This window comes from Roseibium litorale, from assembly GCF_014842915.1.
GTDB classification, from domain to species: Bacteria; Pseudomonadota; Alphaproteobacteria; order Rhizobiales; family Stappiaceae; genus Roseibium; species Roseibium litorale.
The window spans coordinates 56,952-79,519 of record NZ_JACYXI010000012.1; the positions used below are offsets into that span (position 1 = coordinate 56,952).

22 protein-coding genes are annotated in these 22,568 nt (G+C 60.0%); 9 read left to right on the forward strand and 13 right to left on the reverse strand.

Annotation, left to right across the window (positions count from 1 at the left end; genetic code table 11):
• Window positions 1–48 precede the first annotated feature (48 nt).
• A complete protein-coding gene (locus IG616_RS17205; protein WP_192149413.1) occupies window positions 49–846 on the reverse strand; it encodes an IclR family transcriptional regulator domain-containing protein in 798 nt (265 codons plus the stop codon).
• A gap of 119 nt (window positions 847–965) precedes the next feature.
• Between IG616_RS17205 and IG616_RS17210 the strand changes: the two genes are divergently transcribed.
• The 7 genes from IG616_RS17210 (at window position 966) to IG616_RS17240 (ending at window position 8,315) form a co-directional block, all read left to right on the forward strand.
• The gene (locus tag IG616_RS17210; RefSeq protein WP_192149414.1) at window positions 966–1,901 is read left to right on the forward strand and encodes a tripartite tricarboxylate transporter substrate binding protein; all 936 of its coding nucleotides are present in this window, start codon (window positions 966–968) and stop codon (window positions 1,899–1,901) included.
• A 109-nt stretch (window positions 1,902–2,010) separates the two neighbouring features.
• Window positions 2,011–2,550: a tripartite tricarboxylate transporter TctB family protein gene (locus tag IG616_RS17215; protein ID WP_192149415.1), complete on the forward strand. Its 540-nt coding sequence runs from the start codon at window positions 2,011–2,013 to the stop codon at window positions 2,548–2,550.
• A gap of 11 nt (window positions 2,551–2,561) precedes the next feature.
• Window positions 2,562–4,058, forward strand: a complete 1,497-nt coding sequence (locus tag IG616_RS17220; RefSeq protein ID WP_192149416.1) for a tripartite tricarboxylate transporter permease — start codon at window positions 2,562–2,564, stop codon at window positions 4,056–4,058.
• Window positions 4,051–5,328, forward strand: a complete 1,278-nt coding sequence (locus IG616_RS17225; RefSeq protein ID WP_192149417.1) for an aspartate aminotransferase family protein — start codon at window positions 4,051–4,053, stop codon at window positions 5,326–5,328. The genes IG616_RS17220 and IG616_RS17225 overlap by 8 nt, the downstream gene beginning before the upstream one ends.
• Window positions 5,325–6,272, forward strand: coding sequence for a phosphotransferase (locus IG616_RS17230; RefSeq protein ID WP_209007695.1), 948 nt, complete (start codon window positions 5,325–5,327; stop codon window positions 6,270–6,272). The genes IG616_RS17225 and IG616_RS17230 overlap by 4 nt, the downstream gene beginning before the upstream one ends.
• A 13-nt stretch (window positions 6,273–6,285) precedes the next feature.
• Window positions 6,286–7,527: a Tm-1-like ATP-binding domain-containing protein gene (locus IG616_RS17235; RefSeq protein ID WP_192149418.1), complete on the forward strand. Its 1,242-nt coding sequence runs from the start codon at window positions 6,286–6,288 to the stop codon at window positions 7,525–7,527.
• The gene (locus tag IG616_RS17240) at window positions 7,524–8,315 is read left to right on the forward strand and encodes an SDR family NAD(P)-dependent oxidoreductase (RefSeq protein WP_192149419.1); all 792 of its coding nucleotides are present in this window, start codon (window positions 7,524–7,526) and stop codon (window positions 8,313–8,315) included. The genes IG616_RS17235 and IG616_RS17240 overlap by 4 nt, the downstream gene beginning before the upstream one ends.
• Window positions 8,316–8,944: 629 nt before the next feature.
• Here the strand turns inward: IG616_RS17240 and IG616_RS17245 are convergent.
• The gene (locus tag IG616_RS17245; RefSeq protein WP_192149420.1) at window positions 8,945–9,832 is read right to left on the reverse strand and encodes a SphA family protein; all 888 of its coding nucleotides are present in this window, start codon (window positions 9,830–9,832) and stop codon (window positions 8,945–8,947) included.
• A gap of 521 nt (window positions 9,833–10,353) precedes the next feature.
• On the opposite strand from IG616_RS17245, the gene IG616_RS17250 reads away from it, so the two are divergent.
• On the forward strand, window positions 10,354–10,569 hold the full coding sequence (locus tag IG616_RS17250; RefSeq protein WP_192149421.1) for a hypothetical protein: 216 nt from the start codon (window positions 10,354–10,356) through the stop codon (window positions 10,567–10,569).
• 185 nt (window positions 10,570–10,754) lie between these two features.
• Here the strand turns inward: IG616_RS17250 and IG616_RS17255 are convergent, their stop codons facing one another.
• The 11 genes from IG616_RS17255 to IG616_RS17305 form a co-directional block, all read right to left on the reverse strand.
• Entirely contained in the window at window positions 10,755–11,525 is a 771-nt protein-coding gene (locus IG616_RS17255) for a cyclase family protein (RefSeq protein ID WP_192149549.1), read from the reverse strand.
• Entirely contained in the window at window positions 11,516–12,442 is a 927-nt protein-coding gene (locus tag IG616_RS17260; RefSeq protein WP_192149422.1) for an NAD-dependent epimerase/dehydratase family protein, read from the reverse strand. Before IG616_RS17260 ends, IG616_RS17255 begins: the two co-directional genes overlap by 10 nt.
• Window positions 12,442–13,419, reverse strand: a complete 978-nt coding sequence (locus IG616_RS17265) for a fumarylacetoacetate hydrolase family protein (RefSeq protein ID WP_192149423.1) — start codon at window positions 13,417–13,419, stop codon at window positions 12,442–12,444. The genes IG616_RS17260 and IG616_RS17265 overlap by 1 nt, the downstream gene beginning before the upstream one ends.
• Before the next feature lie 61 nt (window positions 13,420–13,480).
• The gene (locus IG616_RS17270) at window positions 13,481–14,062 is read right to left on the reverse strand and encodes a cupin domain-containing protein (RefSeq protein ID WP_192149424.1); all 582 of its coding nucleotides are present in this window, start codon (window positions 14,060–14,062) and stop codon (window positions 13,481–13,483) included.
• Window positions 14,059–15,177 (reverse strand): MFS transporter, encoded by a 1,119-nt coding sequence (locus IG616_RS17275; RefSeq protein ID WP_192149425.1) that lies wholly within the window; start codon window positions 15,175–15,177, stop codon window positions 14,059–14,061. The genes IG616_RS17270 and IG616_RS17275 overlap by 4 nt, the downstream gene beginning before the upstream one ends.
• Window positions 15,178–15,249: 72 nt before the next feature.
• Window positions 15,250–16,380 (reverse strand): FAD-dependent oxidoreductase, encoded by a 1,131-nt coding sequence (locus IG616_RS17280; protein ID WP_192149426.1) that lies wholly within the window; start codon window positions 16,378–16,380, stop codon window positions 15,250–15,252.
• Window positions 16,377–16,766, reverse strand: coding sequence for a Rieske (2Fe-2S) protein (locus IG616_RS17285; protein ID WP_192149427.1), 390 nt, complete (start codon window positions 16,764–16,766; stop codon window positions 16,377–16,379). The genes IG616_RS17280 and IG616_RS17285 overlap by 4 nt, the downstream gene beginning before the upstream one ends.
• Window positions 16,759–17,982, reverse strand: coding sequence for an FAD-dependent oxidoreductase (locus IG616_RS17290; RefSeq protein ID WP_192149428.1), 1,224 nt, complete (start codon window positions 17,980–17,982; stop codon window positions 16,759–16,761). The genes IG616_RS17285 and IG616_RS17290 overlap by 8 nt, the downstream gene beginning before the upstream one ends.
• Window positions 17,983–18,035: 53 nt before the next feature.
• A complete protein-coding gene (locus tag IG616_RS17295) occupies window positions 18,036–18,983 on the reverse strand; it encodes a VOC family protein (protein ID WP_192149429.1) in 948 nt (315 codons plus the stop codon).
• Window positions 18,984–19,013: 30 nt separating this feature from the next.
• A complete protein-coding gene (locus tag IG616_RS17300; RefSeq protein WP_192149430.1) occupies window positions 19,014–19,682 on the reverse strand; it encodes an EthD domain-containing protein in 669 nt (222 codons plus the stop codon).
• On the reverse strand, window positions 19,679–20,851 hold the full coding sequence (locus IG616_RS17305) for an alpha/beta hydrolase family protein (RefSeq protein ID WP_192149431.1): 1,173 nt from the start codon (window positions 20,849–20,851) through the stop codon (window positions 19,679–19,681). Before IG616_RS17305 ends, IG616_RS17300 begins: the two co-directional genes overlap by 4 nt.
• Before the next feature lie 186 nt (window positions 20,852–21,037).
• Between IG616_RS17305 and IG616_RS17310 the strand changes: the two genes are divergently transcribed.
• The gene (locus IG616_RS17310; RefSeq protein WP_192149432.1) at window positions 21,038–21,964 is read left to right on the forward strand and encodes a LysR family transcriptional regulator; all 927 of its coding nucleotides are present in this window, start codon (window positions 21,038–21,040) and stop codon (window positions 21,962–21,964) included.
• The last annotated feature ends 604 nt before the right edge of the window (window positions 21,965–22,568 follow it).

Here is a 22,568-nt window from a genome sequence, read left to right on the forward strand (position 1 = left end):
CCCGGGCGGCAGCGCGTTCGGATTGGTGAGAAAGGCGATAGGAGAAGGTCAGGTGATGGTTGCCAGCAAGCGCGCGGCAGCGTCGGTGTAGTGGCGCGGATTCTGGCCGCCAAGACCGGCCGTGATGAGACCGGCTGCGCGAATGACCGCAGTTATGCTCAACCGTCTTTGATCTTCCGTCATGCGGTGAGAGGGCGTTGAAACCGACACGGCTCCGCATGCCAGACCGGCCCGGTCGAAAATTGGGGCGGCTATGCCGTGCACGTCTTCCTCATTGGTCTGGTCGGATTCGGAGACGCCGCATTTGCGAACCTCTTCGAGACGGGCGAGGATTGCCGCGCTGTCGGTTATGGTGAAGGGGGTCTTTGCCTGAAGTGGCCGCGAGAGCACGCTCTTGAGCAGCTTCTCGCTGCAATAGGCGAGGGTCGCGAGACCAGAGGCGGTGCAGTGAAAGGGCAGAATTTCACCTGCCACAAGCGAAACCCGGTTTCCTTTACGGCTTTCGCAGGTGGCTATGTTCGCCAGCGCGCGGCCCGAAATCAGCGAAGCATGAGCCGTCTCACCGGTCGCCGCCGACAGCTCCTCAAGAATGGGCTGGACGATGGAGCTGATGGGAAAGGCGGTTTCGCGCACCCGCGCAAGCCTCAGCACGCCCGCGCCCAGACGGTAGAGGCGGGAGTCTGCCTGCTGCTCGACGAGGCCCGACTCCGCCATTGCTCCCATCATCCGGTGGACTGCCGCCTTATCCATGCCGGAGCGGCGGGCGAGTTCCGACAGTCCGAGTTCGGGCTCCTCCTCGGAGAAAAACTCAAGCAGTGTGAGTGCCTTTGCGACTGTAGAGGACACTTTTGACTTCCCTTTCTGCGGCCACGCCAAAGCGGCATGGGCCGGAAGCGTTGACATGCTAAGTATTTTTGTCTTAATATCACCAGCGTTGTGAATAAATCACCACCAAGGGGATGTCAATGTCTATTCTCAAGTCAGTGCTGGGCGCGGCACTTCTCTCCGCCCTCATCACGCCGGCCCTTGCCGAATATCCAGATAAGCCCGTCAGCTTCGTTGTTCCCTTTCCTCCTGGAGATCTTGAGGATGTCCTCACCCGCATGATTGCCGAAGACTTTCAGGCGGAGTATGGCGTCGCAGCGGCGGTGGTGAACCGTCCCTCCGATGGCGGACCCTTTCCGGGAGCCGCCTCCGTCGCCACCGCGCCTGCCGATGGCTACACAATCGGCTCTTTCGTTGTAGATATCCCTGTCGTCGGACCCGAAGTGGGCGTGCCGGCCCTGTCGCCGGATCCGTTCGAGCCGCTCGGCATCTTTCTGACCTATCCATTCGTCATTGCTGCCAGCAAGGACAAGCCATACAGCACCATGCAGGAACTCGCGGACTACTCTGCCGAAAACCCGCAGGTGCTCGGCCATTTCGGCGCATTCCTGCTTCCCACACAAGCCACCTTCGCAGCCGCCAAGGAAATGGGCTTCGCATGGGGGGCTGAAGCGTCCTCGGACGCGCTCGACTGCAACTCGCTGGCCTCGGGTGACTTTGACGTCGTCAACACGACGATCCAGCAGGTTCTGCCTTGCCTCGACAAGGTCAATATCCTGGCCACGATTACCGAAAAGCCGATTTCCGTTGTGCCGGACGCGCCGTCGCTTGCCTCCGTTGCGCCCAACCTGAACATTTCGCTCTGGAACGGCCTGTTCGTCCGCAAGGATACCCCTCAGGACGTGCGGGAAAAGATCATCGCGGTGGCCGAGAAGACCATGTCTTCAGACCGCGCCAAGGAACTCGCCGCCCAGACCGGCGCCATCATCTATTGGATGAACGCAGAGGATGCGAAGGCGCGCATCGCCTCGGACATCAAGGTGTCTGGCGCGATCAACAAGATGATCGCGGAATAATCCTGACCTGATCGCAGGCCGCGTCTCTGGCGCGGCCGCTTGTTTCTGATGCCACCGGAAACGTTCCGGCGAAGCCGGGACGCGGTGAATGTTTTTGCCAGGGGTTATGATGAGCGAGAACACCACAGAAGAGCCGCATGTGTTTCCCGTTGGCCGCCGGCCGGGTGAAATTCTCTTCGCCACGCTGACCATGGTGATTGCGCTGGCCCTGCTTGCCGCGATCTTTTGGCAAACAACCTGGTTGCCAGGAAAACGGCTGGCGGCGCAGCCGCGCTTCTGGCCGGGACTGTCGCTGCTCGGCGTTGTCATTTTCGGCTTTCTTCACGCCATGTCCCGGCTTCGTGTCACCCGCACGCCAGGCCGCTGGATCGAGGCGACCGTCTGGGTCCGGTCCCTCGAGTTCATCTGCTGGTACATGCTTTATGTGTGGGCGATCCCGGTCGTCGGTTATCTGAGCGCAACCGTCCTCTTCTGCTCCGCGCTGGCGTTCCGCCTTGGTTATCGCGGCCGCATGATCGGCTGGGCCGCCCTTTTCGGTCTTTGCGTCGTTCTGTTCTTCAAGACCGCCATGAACGTGAAGATTCCGGGCGGTGCGATCTACGAGTTCGCGCCGGAGTCCCTCCGCTACATTCTCCTCCGTTATTTCTAAGGCCATCCCTTATGGACCTCCTTCTCTCAAGCATCGAACTGATCGCCCGCTGGGACGTTATGGCCGCTCTCTTCATCGGCTCGATCGGCGGCGTTCTCGTCGGCGCGCTTCCTGGCGTCGGTGCAGCGGTTGCCATCGCGATCGTCCTGCCGGTGACCTTCTCACTCGAACCGATCGTCGGCCTCACCGCTCTACTGGGCATCTATGGCTCGTCCATGTTCGGCGGCGCCATACCGGCCATCCTGGTCAACACACCGGGCACTCCCGTCAACGCGCTGACCACCTACGACGGCTTCCCGATGACCCAGCGCGGCGAGGCGCGGCGTGCGCTCAGCCTGGCCTATTCCGCTTCGTTCTTCGGCGCGCTGTTTTCGATTGCCGCCTTGATGCTCTTGGCGCCGGTGCTGGCGAGCATCGCCCCGATGTTCGGCTCGCGTGAGATCTTTCTTGCAGCCTTCCTCGGCATCCTGATGGTCATCATCACCCATCGTGGCCAGGTGCTCGCGGCCGGTATTCTTGCCTTTCTGGGCATCTTCATCCAGACGATAGGGATCGAGGGCACCGCTTACACCCAGCGTTACACCTTTGATCTTCCGATCCTGCAGTCGGGTGTCAATCTGATCGTCGTGGTGCTTGGGCTTTTCGCCATTAGCCAGGCCCTGATCCTGTTCATGGACAAAGATAAGCAGACAACGTTTCCCAAGGTCGAGAAAGTGGGCTTCTTCGAGCAGATGAGGGATCTGTGGATCTACCGCCGCATCGCCACCGTCGGCTCATCCTTTGGCGTCATCTGCGGCATGATTCCAGGTGTCGGCGAATTCATGTCACAGTTCATGTCCTACGCCTATGCTCAGCGCACGTCCAAAACCCCCGAGCTGTTCGGCAAGGGTAATCCGGAGGGCATTGTCGCGTCCGAGGCTGCCAACAATTCGGTGCCAGCTGCGGCCATGATCCCGCTTCTTGCCCTCGGCATTCCCGGCGAGGAACTGACTGCGATGATGCTGGCCGTGTTTTACGTGCACAACGTCATTCCCGGCCCGCAGCTGTTCTCAGGGCAGATGGATTTCGTTCTGGCACTCTATATCTGCCTGCTCCTTCTCAACGTCATTGTGGTCGTTTTTCTCTTCTTTGCGACGACCACCCTCATGCGTGCGATGGCGATTCCGAACCGTTTCCTCGGGATGATGATCCTCACCTTCAGCCTCATCGGCATCTATTCGCTGCGCAATTCGCTGGCCGATGTCGCAACCGCTTCTGCCTTCGGCGTATTCGGGTTCATTCTGAAGCGCCTCGACTATCCGACCTCACCGATCATCCTTGGTATCGTGCTTGGCAAACTGATGGAGGACAAGCTGCGGACCGCGACGGCGCGTGTCCACTCTTTTTGGGAATTCATCGACCGTCCGATCGCCTTTATCCTCTTTTCCCTCATCGTGATCGCATTGGGGGTTCAAGCCTGGACTGTCTGGAAAGACTGGACCGCCAAGAAAGAGAACGAGAATGCCTGATCTGCTCAGCCGCCGCCGCGCGCTCCTCGGCCCGAATGTCTCGACCTTCTACGACGACCCGATCCATGTCGTTCGCGGCGAAGGTGTATGGCTCTGGGACGAGGAGGGGAACAAGTATCTCGACTGCTACAACAACGTTCCCCATGTCGGTCACTGTAATCCCCGCGTGGTCAGCGCCATTTGTGCGCAGGCGGGGGTGCTCAACACACATACCCGCTATCTGCACGAGGGCATCCTGGATTATGTCGAGCGGCTGACGTCGACGTTCGCAGATCCGCTCGGTACGGCGATCCTGACCTGCACTGGCTCAGAAGCGAACGACATCGCCCTCAGGATGGCCGAAGCGATGACCGGCAAACGCGGAATCGTCGCAACCGATGCGACCTATCACGGCAACACCACGCTGGTCAGCCACCTGTCCAAGTCCAATGTGCCGGAGGTCGGGTTCGGCCTTGGAAAATATCTGCGCCACGTCGAAGCGCCGGACAGCTACCGGATCGCGGATCCGGACGGCCGCCACTTCGCGGCAAGGGTTCAGGAGGCCATTGACGACCTGGAAGCTTCGGGCATCGGCTTTGCAGCGCTGATTGTCTGCCCGCTTTTCCTCAACGAAGGGTTCCCGGCCCAGGCCGAAGGCTGGCTCAGGCCCGCGGCCGAGGCCGTTCGCCGCGCAGGCGGGCTGCTGATCTGCGACGAGGTGCAATCAGGTTTTGGCCGGTGCGGCAGCCATTTTTGGGCGCATCAGAAACAGGGCGTGGTCCCTGACGTGGTCACTCTGGGCAAACCGATGGGCAACGGACATCCGGTCGCCGGTCTCGTCACCACACCGGAGATCATGGCCCGTTTCCGCAGCTCCTTCCGCTACTTCAACACGTTTGGCGGCAACCCGGTTTCTTGTGCCGCCGCCATGGCTGTGCTTGAGGAACTTGAGGAAAAGAACCTCCAGGCCAACGCAGCCCGCATCGGCAAGCTGGCAGCAGAAAGACTTACCGAACTTGCTGGAAAATATGAGGTCATCGGCGACGTGCGGCAGAGCGGCATGGTGTTCGGTGCCGAGTTCGTCCTTGACCGGGACACCAAGGAACCTGCCAGCGCCTACACCGATCGCGTGGTTAACGCCATGCGCCATCGCGGCATCATCCTGTCGAAGCTCGGCCGCCACAAGAACATGCTTAAGATCCGCCCGCCCATGCCGTTTGCGGAAGAGCACCTGCATCTGCTGATCGATACGCTGGACTCCGTCCTCGCTGAAATGCCGGCGCGCGCATGAGCGAACTTGCAGCAAAAGCCCTTGTCCTCTGGGGCATGTCGGAAGCGTCCTGCGACTTTGTCGCCGGACGCGAGAACCAGGTTTTCAAGGTTAAAGGCGACCGCGGGACTTTCGCGCTGCGCATCCGACGGCCTGGCTTGCGCAGCGTTACGGAACTCCGCTCCGAGCTTGTCTGGCTCGATGCCATGGACCGGGCCGGCCTATCGGTGCCACGCCCCGAGCCGTCGGCATCGGGATTTCTCCTGGAGACGGTCGATGGCCATCAGGTTGATCTGGTCGGATGGCTGGACGGGCGTCCCTTGGGCCGGAGCCGGGAACCGCTGGAGCTGGACAATCCCGCCGGGATATTCTTTGCACTTGGCCGGGAACTCGCCCGGCTGCACGATGCCAGCGACGCCTTCGTTCCGCCGAAGGGGTTTTTGCGCGTCCATTGGGACGCCGACGGACTCCTTGGCGATGATCCGCTCTGGGGCCGGTTCTGGGAAAATCCCTCGCTGGATGCGGAGACGCGCAACCTGCTGCTGACTTTCCGGTCCAAGGCGGGAGAGGAGCTCAAACGTCTTTCCTCCACGCTCGACTATGGTCTGATCCACGCCGACCCTGTCCGCGAGAACGTGTTGCTGGACGGCGACTGTCTCCGGTTCATCGATTTCGACGATGGTGGCTACGGTTTTCGTCTCTTCGATATCGCGACCGCGCTGCTGAAGAACCGCAAGGAGCCGGACTATATGACTCTGAAAGCAAACCTGATCGAGGGCTACGCCTCTGTCAGGCAGCTGGACATGAGCCGGCTCGGCCTGTTCATGGCGCTGCGGGCGGTAACCTATGTGGGGTGGGTTGTGCCCCGTATGGGGGAGGAGGGCTCACCAATTCGTAACACGCGCTTCGTAGCTGACGCGTGTGAACTTTGTTCGGACTATCTGCGCCAGAGTGCCGCGATCTAAGGGAGAGACCGCCATGACCAAGACGATCCTCGTAATCGGAACGTTCGACACCAAGGCCGAGGAACTCGACTACCTTATCAAGCGAATCCGGAACCAGGGCGGCAACGTCGTTGCGATGGACGTCAGCGTGCTGGGCGACCCCTCCCAGCCGGTGGATGTGACGAAACACGAGGTCGCGGGAGCTGTCGGCGAAACCATCGAAGTCTTGATCGCGCTCGGCGAGGAGGGCGAGGCCTTCGAAAGAATGAGCGCCGGTGCTGCTGTCATGACCCGCCGCCTGTTCGATGAGGGCAAGGTCGACGGCATGATCGCGCTCGGCGGCTCCATGGGGACCGACCTGGCGCTCGATTGCGCCCAGGCGCTTCCGATCGGCGTGCCGAAATACATCGTCTCCACGGTCGCCGGCTCGCCCCTCATTGCCGCGGAACGGATGGCTGTCGATGTGCAGTTCATCCTCTGGGCAGGTGGTCTCTACGGCCTTAATCCGCTGTGCCGGTCCTCGCTGAGCCAGGCTGCCGGCGCGGTTCTGGGGGCTGCACTCTCCGTGGAACCGCCCAGGTTCGACAGACCGGTGATCGGCATGACCTCTCTCGGCTCGTCCTGCCTCAAATACATGAAGCGCCTGCATCCGGCCCTGACGGCACGCGGCTACGACGTGGCGGTGTTCCACACCACGGGCATGGGCGGTATGGCCTTTGAGCGGTTGGCTGCAGAAGGCGCATTTGCCTGCGTGATGGATTTCTCGCTTCAGGAACTCGTCAACGTTCTGCACGGATCGGTGGTCAGTGCCGGCGCTGACCGCCTGAGCGGAGCGGGTCTCAGCGGGACGCCGCAAATGGTCGCTCCCGGCGCCTCGGATATTCTCGACCTCGCTGGATGGCAGGAGATTCCGGCACGGTTCTCCGAGCGCCCCTTCCATCAGCATAACCGGCTGATCAAGAACATCGCTTTCAATGCCGAGGAACGCACCGCCATCGCACGTGAGATCGTCGACCGGCTCGCCGCCGCCAAAGGACCGACGCAGTACTTCCTGCCAAGGAAAGGTATTGAGGAATGGGACAAGCCGGGGGCGCCCGCCCATGATGCGGAAGGCCTCAGCGCCTTCGTGGCTGCCACCGAGGCTGCCGCGGCCGGCCGGGTCAGCCTGACGGCACTCGACTGCCATATCAACGACGACACCTTCTGCAACGCGGTTCTGGAACAGTTCGACACCTGGGTTGCCGAGGGCATCGTGACCTCCGGAAAACTCTCATGAGCGGCCGCTTCGAGGGAAAGACCGCCCTCATCACGGGTGCGGGTACCGGAATCGGTGCCGCTGCCGCAGAACGCCTCGCCGCCGAGGGGGCACAACTGGTGCTCATGGGCCGCCGCCAGGAACCGCTGGAAGCGGTTGCGAAACGTGCCGGTGGAATTGTCTGCACCGGCGATGCCGCAAATCCGGAAGATGCCGGTCGCGCCGTTTCTACCGCTTGCGAAAGCTTCGGAGGCCTCGATATTGTTATCGCCAACGCTGGCGGCCACGGCTTCGGAACCATTCTGGAAACAGATGACTCTGAGTGGCGGGCGGCCACAGCGGCCAATCTCGACACGGCGATGGTGGTGCTGCGCGCCGCCCTGCCGTCGCTCAGGGCAAGGCGTGGCGCCATCTGCGTTACCGCGTCGATCGCCAGTCTCGCCGCACCGGCAGGCGCCTTTGGCTATACCGTCATGAAGCACGCCCAGATCGGCCTCGTCCGGGCCATCGCCCGCGACTATGGCCGCGACGGTGTCCGCTGCAATGCCGTCTGCCCCGGATGGGTGACCACGGAGATGGCCGATGCGGAGATGGACGAATTGATGAGCCGGTCTGGACTACCCTCGCGCGAGGCGGCCTATGCGCATGTGACCAGCAACGTCCCGATTGGCCGCCCGGCCAGCCCGGAGGAAGTTGCCGCCGCGATTGCCTTCCTTTGTGCTCCGGAAGCGTCTGCAATCACCGGAGCCGTGCTGACCGTGGACGGTGGATCGACAGTCGTCGACGTCCCCACTCTCGCCTTCGGATAGATCCTGGCGTCGAAACCGGTCACGCCAAGCCTTGCGTGACCGGTGGCTGCTGTGAACGAGGCACCGTCCAGAAAACGTTAGTTTGCACTTGGTGTCTTGGGAATCTTGTCTTTCAGTCTGTCACTCAAGGGATGCTCCTTTTGCGCAGCACAGGAGGTTCCCGCCCGTAGAAGGCAGGTGCCGCCACAAATTCGGTGTTTTCTGCAAGTCTGGTGGTGAAGCCGCCCCGCGCGGGCTCTATGTTCCAGCCAGAGTGTTCGGCTTGCAGCCACTCCGCCGGCGCGCGGCGGTGTTCTGCATGACCCCGCATCCTCACATATGCTGGACAGGGCAGGGGCATTCTGAGGGCCGGCGGCGTCCTTGTGATGGACAATCTGCCGGCCCTCAAGCCTATGGCTGTGTGCTTCACTACAGAAGCCGGAGGCAAGCCTTTCTGTTCTGCGGCCCGTATGTCCACCCGATCAGGGTGGCGTTCTCGAAGCGCACGGCATTCCTGGAAAAAGACAGCATTCCGCACAAGCAACAGGCTGTGAAGCGTATCTGTCCAAGGAAACGATGTCTTCACACCAGGCGAATGCCAGAACTGCTTGGCCGCTGCAGGATTTGACCGTGCATGACCGGAAAGTGCTCTAGAACTTTGCTGCGATATTGAACCAGAAAGTATCACCCTGCGCCCTGTTTTCGGCAATGACGTCATGCTGCCAAGAGGAGCTGAGCTGCAGCGCCGGAGTGAACGAGTAAGTGAGCGAAGGGCCAATTGCCAGTCCTTTGCCGCGATGCCCATCGGCAGGAGCCCCGGGGCCGCTGTCATCCGTCAACTGCTGGAGATAATAGCCGACGGCGCCGATGCGCCATTTGTCGAAGTTCCAGCCCGCAGCATAATCGAGAACAAACTCATTACCTGAGGTGTAGTTCGTGTCCGGGTTCTCCGTATTGAAGATGAGACGGGCGAGCGCGCCAATTTCCAGTCCTTGCGGATCAGAATAATGATAGCCGAGCGCTGGCTGGAAGGACCAGTGATTGAGGCCGGGGCTTGCGGCATTGGCGACGTCGTATTTGCCAACGGGTGCCGCAATGTCGAGACCCAGAGTGTAGCTGGACTTGCGGTCAGGATGCCAGGTCAGGCCGATTGTGCCCACCATATCCGCCAGTCCGAGGTCGCTGGCCGAGAAGAAGGCGGTCGACAGGTCGACGTTGACAATCGGCACAACCAGCTGCGTCGACAACCGGGCGCCTGCGAACTCTAGGGGCGTTACATAGAGAAAACGCATCGTTTCCGAAGCTGCCCTAACCTTGAAGTCGATCGGTATTTCCTTCCCATTGCCGTCATTCAGACGGTTGGAGGCGTAATAACTCGATTGGGAAAGGAAATAGAGACCTGGAAAAGGCGGAAATGCGCCAGCAAAAAATTGGCTGGATCCTGGACTATATTGTGTATTGCCGTTTTCCGCCGCTTGGGCCGGGCAAAGCATCATCGTGGACAGACTTAGTACGAACCCAAGTGTCTTCAATCGCATTATTCATCCTCCTCACATGAACAACGGTGTAAATGTCAACGGAGGAAAAGACGGTACCCAAGCGCTGCGTAAACGGCGCAGTGCTCAAAAATGCCACCGGCAATTTTCTGATTTCCGCCCTTGGCGTCCCCCCGCCACCGGCAGTCTCCAACCTTCCTGTTCGAGATGCCTTCCGGGAGACCTAGGTAGATTCACAGTATTTGTAAAATTGTATAAAATGATATCTGATATTTGCGGAATCTATGATTGTGTCAAACATATGAATCTCTTATGTATTTTGAATTGTTAAGGGTTTTCCTCCCTGTTCAGTGAAGAGGCGCCTGCTGAAAGTGCGCTGTATTCAGAAGTGTGATGCTTGTAATTCACAGAACCAATTTTACTCTATGTCCAGCTGAGGTAAGTTCTTGGGAGAGGGGGGGCAGGGATGGCCGTGCAGCAAGCGGGCATACGTCTTGCCTATCTTGGGCAAGAAGAGGGCTCTTGCGGAAGAGTCTCTCCGTCAGGTCCGGCTATCAGGCGCAATGACCTACGTCACCTTTTCCTCATCGGCGGTTTCCGCCTATCGCGGTATCTATCCAAAGATGGAAATCGGTCCTGAAAACACCCGGGTTCTGCACTTTACCGGGTTTCTGCGCGGGATCGTTGAGGGGGGCAGGGGCTCGCTGAAGGGAGCTGGCCGAGATACGGGCCACGATATACAGGCCACGCTATGCGGGCCAGAAGGCCGCCTTTCATGACACCTGCAAGCTGAGCCGGCTGCCGCCTCCGAGGTCAAACACAAGTGCCCACAGGAGGTTTTCCGGCGGGCACGCATCCGATGATGACTGGCGCGGGTACAGCGTTCAGATGCCATTCCCCACCCGGATTTCGACAGCTGCGGGGAGCGCGTCCCCGCTCTGACCTTACGGGAACGCGCGGCCTCTCAGACCATGGCGACCGCGCGGCACCAGCCGGCAGAGCCGCCCTTGATCTTCACCGGCAAGCAGGAGACAGTAAATCCGGACGGCGGCAGTTGATCGAGCTGCGTCAGCTTTTCCATATGCATGAATATCCCGTCGCGCGCCGCCTTGTGCCCTTCCCAGATCAAGCCGGCATCGCCTGTTTCGGCAAAGCGCTTGGCGGTGACGGGAAACGGCGCGTCCCAGGACCAGGCGTCCGTTCCCGCGATACGCACGCCCTTTGCCATCAGCCAGAGCGTGGCTTCCCGCCCGATGCCGCAGCCCCGGCCGAGATAGTCCGCGCGGCCATAGGCGGCACCTGCAGCGGTGTTGACCAGCACGATATCGAAGGGCTGGAGATCATGGCCAGCCGCGCTGACAGCAGCCTCGATGTCCGCGGCCGTCGCCACATAGCCATCCGGCAGATGACGCAGGTCGAGCCTGACCCCCGGCCGAATGCACCAGTCGAGCGGAACCTCATCGATCGTCCAGGCCCGCTCGCCATTGTTCATTGTGGAGGCGAAATGCCATGGCGCATCCAGATGCGTGCCTGCATGGGCCGTCAGGTTCAGCTGTTCGACCGCCCAGCCTTCCGCCCCCGGCACATCAGCGATATCGAGGCCGGGGAAAAAGCGCAGGACTTCTTCCGCGCCTTGCGCATGCGTCGTGTAGGTGATCTTCGGGCCAAGCCCCGGCGGATCGGCGGGCACGTCGTTTTCAATCGCAACCGAAAGGTCAATGATCTTCATAGGTATTCTCCTGAAAGGGCGGCTCTTGTCAGCGTGCCGAGATCGGCATCTGCCTGAAATCCGAGAGCGAGCGCTGGAGTGGCGTCGAGCGGGGGCATGGCACCAAAAATCCGCTGCAAGACTTCGTCATTGCCCCAGTGGACGTCCGCCTTCATCCCGGTCTCTCCGGCAATGGCCTCCGACATGGCCTTGAGGCTCGCGTGGAGAACCGGCAGCTGAATAACGGTCTGGCCGGGAGCCGGAGCAATACGAGCCGCATGCAGCAGCGCTGTCACAGCCGCCTCCCTGGACAACCACCAGCAGGTGCTGGCCGCCGGGACAGGGCAGTCAAAGGGCTGGCCGGCCGCGATGCGGTGAAAGATCTGGCTCATGAAGGCTGATCCATGGCCGCTCTCGACTGGCGGCCTGGCGACAAGACCGGGGAAACGCAGGCTCACGGCCCGCAGTTCTCCCCGCCGGGTCATATCGGCGAGCTGGATTTCCAGCATCAGCTTATGAGCGCCATAGGTCAGAAGCGGAGCCGGCTGCGTTGCCGGTGTTACGGCAAGGCCATTCAGATCCCCGTAGACGGCAATAGACGATGCAAAGACGAAGCGGGCACCTGAACACCGGGCAGCGGCCCCTCGCGCGAGGGCAAGAGGAGCCAGAAGATTTACCTGATGACCGAGTTCCGGCTCTTTCTCCGCAAGGCTGCCGGGAACGCTGGCCAGGTGAAAGACAAGGTCAAATCCCGGTTCCAGCAGCTCCTTCTGAAATTCCGGGTCGCACAGGTCTCCGGCCTTCTGCTCCATACCGTCAGATTGCGGCCCTTCGAAAGCCGTGTCAGTCAGAACCAGCCTTGACGCATCCGGATAGGCAGCCGTTAGCTTTGCCGCCAGGCCTCTTCCCAGAAAGCCGTTGGCACCAGTAACCAGAATACGCATCAGGCCTTTACCACCTCCTGGTCGATGATCCCGAAAGGCGCGGTTCCATCGGGAAGACGCGCTTCCATCCGCACGCGGTCTCCCCATGTCAGGAACGGCGTACGGGGAGAGCCTTGATCGAGAAGTTCGATAACGCGGATTTCCGAGATACAGGAGGAACCGGCGGCGCGGTCCTCATTGGAAACGGTTCCCGAGCCAATCACGGTTCCAGCCGAAAGACGCCGTGTGCGTGCGCAATGAGCAATCAGCCCGGCAAAGGAAAAATGCATTTCCCGTCCGTTGGCGCGGCCGACTTCCTGGCCATTGACCGCTACATGAAGCGGAAGTTCGACCCGCCCCTCAGCCCAATGATCGCCGATTTCGTCCGGGGTCACCGCGACCGGCGCAAAGGCTGTCGAGGGCTTTGCCTGAAGAAATCCAAAGCCGGCGCGCATTTCCCGGGGGCCGACCGCACGCAGCGACCAGTCGTTGATCTGAACCAGAAGACGGACATGATCCAATGCCTTGTGATCGGGAGTTCCCATCGGCACGTCAGAAAGGATGACCCCGAACTCGCCCTCCATGTCGATGAAGAGCGCATCGTCGGTAAACTCGACAGGAGCCAAAGGTCCCCGGAAGTCGTCGCTTGCACCCTGATAGATCAGGGGAATCGTTTCGAAATCCGGGTTGGGCGGATTGTCGAATGCCTTGTCCATCAACCGGCCATGGTTGAGAAAAGCCGATGCATCGAGCCATTGCGGCGCGCGCGGCAGCGGTGCCAGGCACCGCTCCGGCTCGAAGCGGGTTGTGAAAGGTTCTTCACCGGCATTCACCCGGTCATAGAGAGCTTCGAGCTGAGGAGAAACATTGTCCCAGTCCTCAATTGCCGCCAACAGGGACGGGACAATCCCAACCGCCGTCACCGCGCGTGTGAGATCCCGCGAGACGACCCACAACTGGCCGTCGCGGCTGCCATCGTGATAGCTTGCGAATTTCATATCGAACCTGTTCCTGTTGTTTCCTGCTTGCGGACTTCTGCAGCCTTAGGGGGGCCGCACCCTAGCTGTCTGCAAGGCTTTCTGCGATCTGCGGATCGTAGGACCCTGAAATCAGAACAAAGAGCATCCGGCACATCTTACCGGAGCGGTTGGCCCAGGCATGGTTCGTGCCGCGTTGAACGACCACCGATCCGGGTTTCAGAAGCGCTTCGCCGTCGTCCAGCACCAGCGTCAGTTCACCCTCAATGACGACACCGTAGTCGATGGACTCCGTCCGGTGCATCAATGGATGCGGCGAGGTCTCCTTGACTGTGGAGGCAGCCTTGTCCCCGATCTGCGCGAATGCTTCCCCCATCTGGTCCTTACCGGTCTTCAGAAAGTCCTCCGTGTCAGGGGGAATGTCGACAAAACGGATCCGGGTGCCGCCGGGTGGCGGCGGCAGCGTCAGCGGGCCAGTCGTCGGATCGGCGTCATTTGACACGCGCGCCGGACTTTCTGACGTCGACCAGACCTCATGAAAGACCGTTCCCGGGATTGCGGTGACTTCCACCACTGTTGGCAGTGGCCCGTGTTCGCTGACAATCGAGCGTCCGTCCTCGGCATGCCCGGTGACAACACGGGTGATGGGCGGGAGATGGGTCATGCATGTTTTCCCTTGGTGAAGAAGAAGATGGAAGCCAGGCCGACGAACACCGCTGCGATGCCAAGCGACGGGTAGCCGAAATTCTGGCCAAGAGCTCCGCCTGCGCTCGGCCCGAGGGCCGCGCCGATCATCAGCATTGCCGGAGTGGCCGCCGCAGCCCGGCCGGTTGGGTCGAGCTTGGTCAGATGCCCGAAGGCGAAGGTGTGGGTGAAGATCTGGACTGAGACGAAGACCGCAGCTGAGGGCGCCCAGACAGGGAAGGCGGTTGCTGAGGTGATGATTATAGCCAGGACGATCTGCAGGAGCGGACCGATCTGGGTCACCAGTGTAGCGGAGATGCGGTTTTGAAGAATGGCTGCGAGAGGCGAGGGCAGCACGAAATTGACGAACCCCAAGGCAATCAGCACAGCCAGAACATGTTCAGCGGAAAACCCGCGCGACTTGCCGATAACTTCCACGAAGGAAAAGACCATGGCCTGGTTGAAGGTCATGATGCTGATGGCAAGAATTGTGAACCAGACCGCCCGGCTGAATGGTTGCTTCTTGTGGTCCTGAACGGGCTCTGCATGAGGGAAGAACAGGGCGCAGGTGACTGCGGCCACAGTCATGACCCCTGCAAAAACGAAGAACAGGCTTTGCCCGCCAAAGGCGATCAGCAATTGCGGGATGGCCGCAAGCAGAATGATCGCGAAGAGCCCGAGGGCGATCCCGGCCATTGCATAGAGACGGTGCGGGTTCGCGGTATGAGCCATCGTGCCATGCACCATGGACAAAGCGGTTCCGACCGAGGCGCCCGCAAGCAAATGCAGCCCTGCCAGCGGGGTAAAGACGGTTTGGCCCGCAGCGGCGAAAAAGGCCGCGGCAGCCACAAAAAAACCTCCGGCAGAGAAGGCTCTGCCGTTCATGCTGTTCAGCCGCGGGGCCGCCACGGTGCTGGCTGCGACGGCTCCCAGCAGGAACAGCGTCACCAAAATGCCAGCCTGTTGGGGGCTGAAACCATAACGTTCGACCAGGGCACCAACCCAGACGGGCAATGCGATCAGATCAATCATACCCGAAAAGTGGCCCACGACGAGAGCCGCCGCTCCCGCCACACCAAATCTCCGTCCCGACATTCCAGTTCCTCCAGCCTGTAAAGAATGCGGTGAGCCGGTGCGCTTTCTCCCAAGCACCGGCTCAACTTAAGATCAGATGGCTTCAGCCAGCGTTCTCATTGATGCTTTCATGATCGAGGCGTGCTCCTCCCGGCTGCCGCCATAAATCTCAATGTCAGCGAGGCGGCCGGAATTCTCGACCACCATGCGGCAGCGATCCCAACGCCTGTCCTCGAAGGCTTCGAGCGCAGCTGACAGTTCGCTACCCCTTGCCAGCTCTTCCGCCAGCACCATCGCGTCTTCGATGCCAATGCAGGCGCCTGCGGCCAGATGCGGAGTGGTTGCGTGAACCGCATCCCCGATCAGCACAACCCGGCCCTTGAACCATGGCCGTGGCATAAGCATCTGTTCCAGCGGGCGGTAGATGACCTGATGCTCGCTGGACAGTTCCGCCGCAACCTTCTTGATGATCGGGGAGGGGAATTGCTCCAGCAGGCTCCGCAGTTTTTCGACAAAATCCTCAGGCGCGACGAAGTCATTTGTGGGCCGGTCTTCCGTCAGGAACAGATAGACCTGATCCTTGCTGACACCGTTCATGCCGACCTTGAGCTTCCCGCTCATCCACATAGTCACTGTGTCGATGCCTTCCGGCTTCGGCAGCACGGCCCGCCAGACAGACTGGCCAATGAAGCGGGGCTTGGGCGCCTCGGGGAAGGCGCTGGCTCGGACTGCAGAATAGAGACCGTCTGCGCCGATGACGAGATCATAGCGGCCGGAACTGCCGTCGCTGAACGTCACGTCAACCCCGTCCGCATGATCTTCGATCTTGGTGAAGGTCAGCCCGAGGCGGACATTCGCCGCCGATGCGCGTACGGCCTCCGACAGGATCTTTGCCAGTGCAGGCCGCATGATCCCGCCTCCGCCAGGGATATCGTCACCGGCAACGCGCGGGGTCGGCAGCGTCACAAGCACGGTGTCATCCGGCCCGCGCATATCAACCCCGTCGCTCACGAAACCTTCCTCAAGGAAGCGGTCGAGCAGACCAAGCTGGCGGATGACCCGGAGGGTCGACCCGTGAAGACTGATCCCAGCGCCATAAGACCGCCAGCCCGGATCGATCTCGACCAGATCCACATTGGCTCCCAGGCGGGAAAGTTGCAGTGCCGCCGTCATTCCGGCGAAACCGCCGCCAACAACCAGGATCTTCTTCATACCCGAGTTCATGCTAGTCCTCCCTTGCGTGGTGCCGCGATATACACATCGCCCTCTTCGTCCACCGCAATTTCAATTCGTTTCAAATTCTGCCCGAGGCACGGCCCCAGAACGCATTTGCCCGTATCCATCTGGAACAGGGCGTTGTGGGAATGGCAGGTGAGATGGGTCCGATCGCCATTCAGATAGGCATCTGTCTTCCAGGCCATCGGTGTCCCGGTGGAGTAATGCGGACAGGCGTCGAGCCAGGCATGCAGAGCTCCGTTGTGCCGGACAACGATCACCTTGCGCTTCGAGTCATCGAATGGCCCGAAGCCCCGAGCTTCGCCCTCACCGATATCGAGTGCCCGGCAGATCCATGTGCCGGCTTCCCCCCCTGCAGTCCCCCTCTCAGACATGCAGTTCCCTCAACGCAAGCGACATGCGCTCTGCATCCGCCAGATAGTCTTTCTCCACCATGGACTGGAGGATCCTGGTCCGGTCGAAGACCTGGTCGCGCAGCCAGGCGAGCGGTTTCGGCATGCGATGGAAGATGTTCCCGAGCTTTCGGGCAAACTCGACCTGGTGATTGCAATAGGCGACCCGCTCTGCCTCGAACGCGGCAAACGCGCTCTCTACGGAGGCGCGGTCCGAGAGATCCGTCTGTCCCAGGGCCCGGGCCAGAAAATAACCATCTTCTATGGCCATGCCCATACCATAGGCCGCATAGGGGGAGACCGGATGCACGGCATCGCCGAGGCAAATGACACGTCCGCTGGACCATGTGGAAAGGGACGGGCGGTTATAGACTTCCCATCGGAACATCTGCCGCGAGAAGTCGGTCCGATCAGCGAAAAGATTCATGGGATAGGAGAAGGGCGCCAGAAGCTGGCGGACATGTTGCTCCGGGTTGGCGGGGGAAGGTGTGTCAGCCGAGGACTTCTCGACAATCCACCACTCAAAACCGGGTTTGCCCTCGTGTTTCATCGGGAAGTAACTTGCCTGAACATCGCGGCCGTGATGCAGCGCGCCAATGTCCTTTGGCAATTCTTCGATGTCCTCACACCATGCAAGCCAGACCCGTAATCCGACATGGAACAGGTTCAGCGGCCCGAGTGCCTGTTCAGACACCCGTGAACGAATGCCGTCGGCCCCGATCAGCAGATCGGTTGCGATCTCCTCGCCATTGTCGAACTTGACGATGATCTCGTTACCGCGCTCCTCGTAAGAGCTGAAGCGGTGCCCCGGTGTAACCACCTCTGGATCCAGCACATTCAGCGCTTCCAGCATCTTTCCATAGGCTGAAGATCGCAGGATGCCGTAATGCCATCCCTCAATCCCCATCGCCCTTTCAACATTGCGGTTGAACGGGAGATCGACCCGGACCTCGCCCTTCGGATTGCGGAACTGAACGCGCGTCTTGAGCCCGAAGTTGTTGACGACATCGATCCCATAGTTCCTGAGCACTGCCAACACAGGCACCGACAGGAGAACCGCACCACCTAAGGCCTTTGGCTCCGCATTCTGCTCAAAGAGCTTCACATCGTAGCCCGCCTTGCGAAGCGCTATAGCTGCCGATACTCCTCCCGGACCCGCTCCGACGATTGCAATTCGCTTGCCGGTACGCTGCTCCATTCCATCCTCCCGATGCGTTGTTTTATGCTTGTCCACTCTCCTCGGCGTGGACGTCATTTCTTTCCTTCGGGTGGAGGCCCCCCGGCAGGTGACCACTTCTCGCGCATCTCGAACAGGAATATCTGGGAGCTTTCGGCATTCAGAGGCGTTTCACGCGCGACCCAGGTGTCGTCGTGCTTGTCCATGTCTGCGTCATATTCGAAGTGGCAACCGAGCGGACTGTTGAAGTACCAGAACCAGTTCGAGCCGAACTTGTGACGGCCCGGCCCCCAAAAGCTCTGGTAGCCTTTTTTCACAAAGCGGGTTCCTGCCACCATCAATTCGGTCGGGCCGCCCATGTGGAAGGCCAGATGCTCGCACCCTTTCATGTAGTCCGGTGTGCGGATGAAGAAGAGCGTGTGATGATCGTCATTGGCCTTCGGGCGCAGGAAGGGGCCGGCACCGGTCAGGGTGTCGGTGATCACAAATCCAAGACGGCCGCAGTAAAAGCTCGTTGCCACTTCAATGTCAGGAACGAAAAGCACGACGTGGCTCAAGGTGCGCGGCAATGCCGGCATCTCTTCCCAGACACCGATTTCGTTCGGCTTGCGCTGAGCCGGAGCCCCCGGAGCATTGATCTTTTCGGCCGGCATCACCAGTTCGCGGCGCTTTGTGACCTGGAAGCGCAGTTCGAAACCGTGATCGTCCTTCAGCTCGATGGAGCCGTCGGCAAGCCGTGTGACCCGCCGGTCCTTGGACAGCTCAGCCTCAATGGCATCAAGATCCTCCGCGGCTTTTACACCATAGACCTGCTGCCGCAGCATGTTTGATGTCGGCAGCGCCGGCGGAAGCGAAGGATCATTCTTGTGGCGGATGATAAGCCCGGTTCCGTCCAGAGCTTCAAAGAGGCCGCCTTCGCTGGTCACATCAACCGGCTTGAGGCCAAACGCTGTCAAATATTCCGTGCTGGCGGCGACATCGTCCACTCCAAACACCAGATAGTCAGGGCCGATAATATTCATGGATAAATCCTTTCGCGAACCGGCTTCGGTTCATCCTGCATGGAGGACGTATTCGCGTGCGATGGTGATCGTGAAGGTCTGCGTATCCGCAGGCAGCTGGGACAGCACCGCGTCACGGCAGGTTTGAGCAAAGGCCAGAGCTTCGGTCTCGCCGCGGAACCAGAACTGGTCGACCGCCTGAACGGGGGAGGGAACAGCTGGTGTGCTGCGTGTATGGCCAAGCGGCTGCTCTCCGGCGGAGCCGGTGAGCCCGGTCAGAACGGCAGGAGCGGGCACATCGCCATGCCAGACAAGGAATACCTTCACACGGTCTTGGCCAGCAGTGGCGGGAGCGTGGACAACCTCTTCCGTGAACGGCACACCCACGACAGTCGGATCGTCGACCATCTGCGGTTCGTCCGGCTGCAGATGCTCGAAATAGAAGGCAGTCTCCCGCGAAGACTTGAGAGCAGCGAGGTCCGGGAACCAGACTTCGGTGACGAAGTCGAGGCCTGCGGCGAAGGCTGCGGGATGGCCGGGCTGGCCCCAGTAGACACCATCGAAGGCATGGTTCTGGACATAGCGGCGGGGCGCGTGCTCCGGATCTTCCGCGATGTATTTCAGCACCAGCTGCCCGTGAACATCCTTCATGTGGGCGCGGTGCTCTGACAGGGTCTGGCCAAGCCGCCTGCGGCCGAAGACCATAAGTTTGATTGTCATGTCCGGTCTCCGTGTGCCGTATGTCCGCCCAGAACTTCTGCAACCCAGTCAGCTATGTAGGCTCCGGCGTTTGCCGAATTATCGAAGCTGGAGTGCTGAACGCCACCGGTGCGCTCGTCGAAGATCTTCAGCTCACGGTTGGGGCTGTTCACGAGCTGGTCATAAGTCGCATGTGCCCACTGCAGCGGAATCTGACTGTCCTTTTCGCCATGGGTGACGAGGAACGGAACCCGGATGCGGTCTAGGATGCCGTGGAGATGCACCTTTTCGGCTGTCTCCATGAACTCGTCCATGTCCTTGGCTCCCCAGACCCACATGACGTGGCTCCAGTAATGAGGGACCGGAAAATTACCTTCGCGGGCAAGGCGCTTCTTTTGAACATCGCGCCAGTCATGATTGGCGCCCCAGACAACGCCGCAGGCGAAACGCGGTTCGAAGGCAATGGCCCGCGGGCAGTAGTAGCCGCCTAGGGAAACACCTTCCATGCCGATGCGCTTCGGATCGATGTGCGGCTGTGTCTCCAGCCAATCGACGACGCGGCTTGCCCAGTGCTCGCTGTCATAGCGTGCAGTCAGATTCTGCAGGCGCAGCGCTTCCCCTGTGCCTGGCTGATCCACAATCAGCGATGCGATGCCGCGCTCCGCCAGCCAGCCGGGAAGGCCGACCAGAAATTTCATTTCCTTGGTGCTGTCGAGCCCATTGACTTGAACAAGCAAAGGCGCCGGCCCCTCGACACCCTTTGCCGGTACATAAAGAGCAGAAAGATGGGTTCCCTCGTACGGGATTTCGACACGGCTGCAGGACGAGCCGGACAGGTTCAAACCCAACTCGAAGGCGCCAAGAAAGCGCTGATACAGAGCAGCGCGGCCTTCCGAGCCATGGGCGAGCAGACGCTCTGCGGTCAGCATGTAATTTGAGGCCCGAAGCAGCTTGTCCCCGGCGGAGATGAGCCTGCCCCGCGCCTGGTCCTCTTCCGCGAGAGAGACCAGCTTGTCTGCCATCTTGATCCAGGTTTCCCGGAAAGCCTGCGTGCCGGCGGCATCGGGGGCCTTGGCCGCTTCCTGCAGCGGCGCGCACATTTCCTCGATTTCTCCCATGCGGGCACCCATCTCGATCGACAGATTCACCGAGAGGTTCCAGACATAGTTGGTGGGAAAGTACTTGAACATTTGGTCTCCTCGTATCTGCCTTCTGACCGGGCATCCGCATACGGGAGATCTATTCCGCTTTGCATTTTTGCAAATCACGCCAAGCAGCGCCCCTCCCTTGGTTCACACTTAGCGGCAAATGACGTGTTTACAAAATTGCTTTAATCAATAATAAGAATTTACAAAATAAATATATGGGAGGGTCATATGCGTTTCAAAAACTTGGATCTGAATTTGCTGGTCGCGCTCGACACCTTGATCAGGGTCCGTAATGTCAGCCGTGCCGCCGAAGAGGTGTTCATCACCCAATCAGCGATGAGCAATGCTCTCGGGCGCCTGCGAAGCTACTTTGACGACCCCCTGCTCATCCAGGTCGGGCGCTCGATGGAACTGTCACCTTTGGCGGCGTCTCTCGAGCAGCCACTGCGTGACATAATCGTGAGGATCGAAGCGGCGGTGGTATCCACCCCCTCTTTCATCCCGGAAGAAACCAGCCGGAGCATCAATTTTGTTGTTTCAGAGTATACTCTGAATACGCTCATGCCGGCGTTTCTTCAGAAGACAGCCCTGTTAGCGCCTGGTCTGAAAATAAACTTCAAGCCACAACAAAATTATCCTCACGTTCTTCTGGAGCAGGGAGAGGCGGACCTTCTTATCGCACCTTCGGTTTTCTGCTCAGCAAGCCATCCCACCCAGGTGCTGTTTCAGGACCCTCTTTGCTGTGTCGTCAGCGCAGAGACCGAACTCGAGAACGGAAAGCTGACTGAGGCAACGTTCCTGTCTTCTGGCCACGTTACGATGCAGCCGCCCAACGGTGGCGAAAGCTACGCCACGCGGGTCTGTGACCAGCTTGGGATAAAAATCAGGGTTGATGTAACGACCTACTCCTTTGTCTCACTGCCCCTGCTGGTCCGCGGGACAGACCGCATCGCCATCGTGCAGAAGAGCCTGGCATCCCAAATGGTTGCCCTTGGCGGCATAAAAATAGCGGAGCCGCCGGTCGCTCTGCCCCCGTTGGAACAATCAATTCAATGGCACAGCTACCGCTCCCGCGATCCCGCAATTCTCTGGATTCGTGAACAGATTAATGAAGCGGCCGGTATCTTGCGGCACAATCCGGAGATGCGTTTGTGAAACCCGGTCAGCGGGCCCTTGCCGGTTTGGTCCTGCTGCGGAGCGCAGCCCGTGTGTTTGCCGTGAGGCGGTTTGAAGAGGTCCCGGGAAACTGGACGGGTTGCTGAAGCGGAGCCGGTCAGCATTCCACGGCATGTCTGCCGGGATCAGCGCGGCTGCGCGGGAGCTGATGAAGGCCATCGACCGTGTCTTCACCAGACATCTGTTTCTCGGAAGCCGGTAAATCGCGGCCTATCTGCGCCGGGATGGTCTTCTGGCCGGCCGCCATCAGAGTCGCGGTCTGATGGCGAGTATGGGACGGGATGATCTTCTGTAACGGCGAACGGTCTCATTCAGCCCTCGATCACGAACTTCAGGCTTTCTTCAATATAGAGAGGCGGCACACTCCTCAAGTGGCCTGCGCACATACCGGTTGTGGCGCTTGGCTGACCAAGTATTTATCCTTGAAGTCATTCGTACAAAGGATAGATCCGCAGGCGTCACGACAGACAGCCGTATTTGTTTTGACCTGTGTCCGGAATCCTTCAATTCATGCAGAAAGTGTAGGATCTTCCACACAACTGGACACGCTTACCGCCAAAAATATTCAGGAATATGGGCGTGA

Coding starts and splice junctions, on each gene's coding strand:
- IG616_RS17300 (WP_192149430.1), bottom strand. CDS start 19,682: ATGACAATCAAACTTATGGTCTTCGGCCGCAGGCGGCTTGGCCAGACC.
- IG616_RS17275 (WP_192149425.1), bottom strand. CDS start 15,177: ATGTCGGGACGGAGATTTGGTGTGGCGGGAGCGGCGGCTCTCGTCGTG.
- IG616_RS17220 (WP_192149416.1), top strand. CDS start 2,562: ATGGACCTCCTTCTCTCAAGCATCGAACTGATCGCCCGCTGGGACGTT.
- IG616_RS17295 (WP_192149429.1), bottom strand. CDS start 18,983: ATGAATATTATCGGCCCTGACTATCTGGTGTTTGGAGTGGACGATGTC.
- IG616_RS17305 (WP_192149431.1), bottom strand. CDS start 20,851: ATGTTCAAGTACTTTCCCACCAACTATGTCTGGAACCTCTCGGTGAAT.
- IG616_RS17290 (WP_192149428.1), bottom strand. CDS start 17,982: ATGGAGCAGCGTACCGGCAAGCGAATTGCAATCGTCGGAGCGGGTCCG.
- IG616_RS17215 (WP_192149415.1), top strand. CDS start 2,011: ATGAGCGAGAACACCACAGAAGAGCCGCATGTGTTTCCCGTTGGCCGC.
- IG616_RS17280 (WP_192149426.1), bottom strand. CDS start 16,380: ATGAACTCGGGTATGAAGAAGATCCTGGTTGTTGGCGGCGGTTTCGCC.
- IG616_RS17210 (WP_192149414.1), top strand. CDS start 966: ATGTCTATTCTCAAGTCAGTGCTGGGCGCGGCACTTCTCTCCGCCCTC.
- IG616_RS17285 (WP_192149427.1), bottom strand. CDS start 16,766: ATGTCTGAGAGGGGGACTGCAGGGGGGGAAGCCGGCACATGGATCTGC.
- IG616_RS17270 (WP_192149424.1), bottom strand. CDS start 14,062: ATGACCCATCTCCCGCCCATCACCCGTGTTGTCACCGGGCATGCCGAG.
- IG616_RS17225 (WP_192149417.1), top strand. CDS start 4,051: ATGCCTGATCTGCTCAGCCGCCGCCGCGCGCTCCTCGGCCCGAATGTC.
- IG616_RS17265 (WP_192149423.1), bottom strand. CDS start 13,419: ATGAAATTCGCAAGCTATCACGATGGCAGCCGCGACGGCCAGTTGTGG.
- IG616_RS17230 (WP_209007695.1), top strand. CDS start 5,325: ATGAGCGAACTTGCAGCAAAAGCCCTTGTCCTCTGGGGCATGTCGGAA.
- IG616_RS17245 (WP_192149420.1), bottom strand. CDS start 9,832: ATGCGATTGAAGACACTTGGGTTCGTACTAAGTCTGTCCACGATGATG.
- IG616_RS17235 (WP_192149418.1), top strand. CDS start 6,286: ATGACCAAGACGATCCTCGTAATCGGAACGTTCGACACCAAGGCCGAG.
- IG616_RS17260 (WP_192149422.1), bottom strand. CDS start 12,442: ATGCGTATTCTGGTTACTGGTGCCAACGGCTTTCTGGGAAGAGGCCTG.
- IG616_RS17310 (WP_192149432.1), top strand. CDS start 21,038: ATGCGTTTCAAAAACTTGGATCTGAATTTGCTGGTCGCGCTCGACACC.
- IG616_RS17250 (WP_192149421.1), top strand. CDS start 10,354: ATGACCTACGTCACCTTTTCCTCATCGGCGGTTTCCGCCTATCGCGGT.
- IG616_RS17240 (WP_192149419.1), top strand. CDS start 7,524: ATGAGCGGCCGCTTCGAGGGAAAGACCGCCCTCATCACGGGTGCGGGT.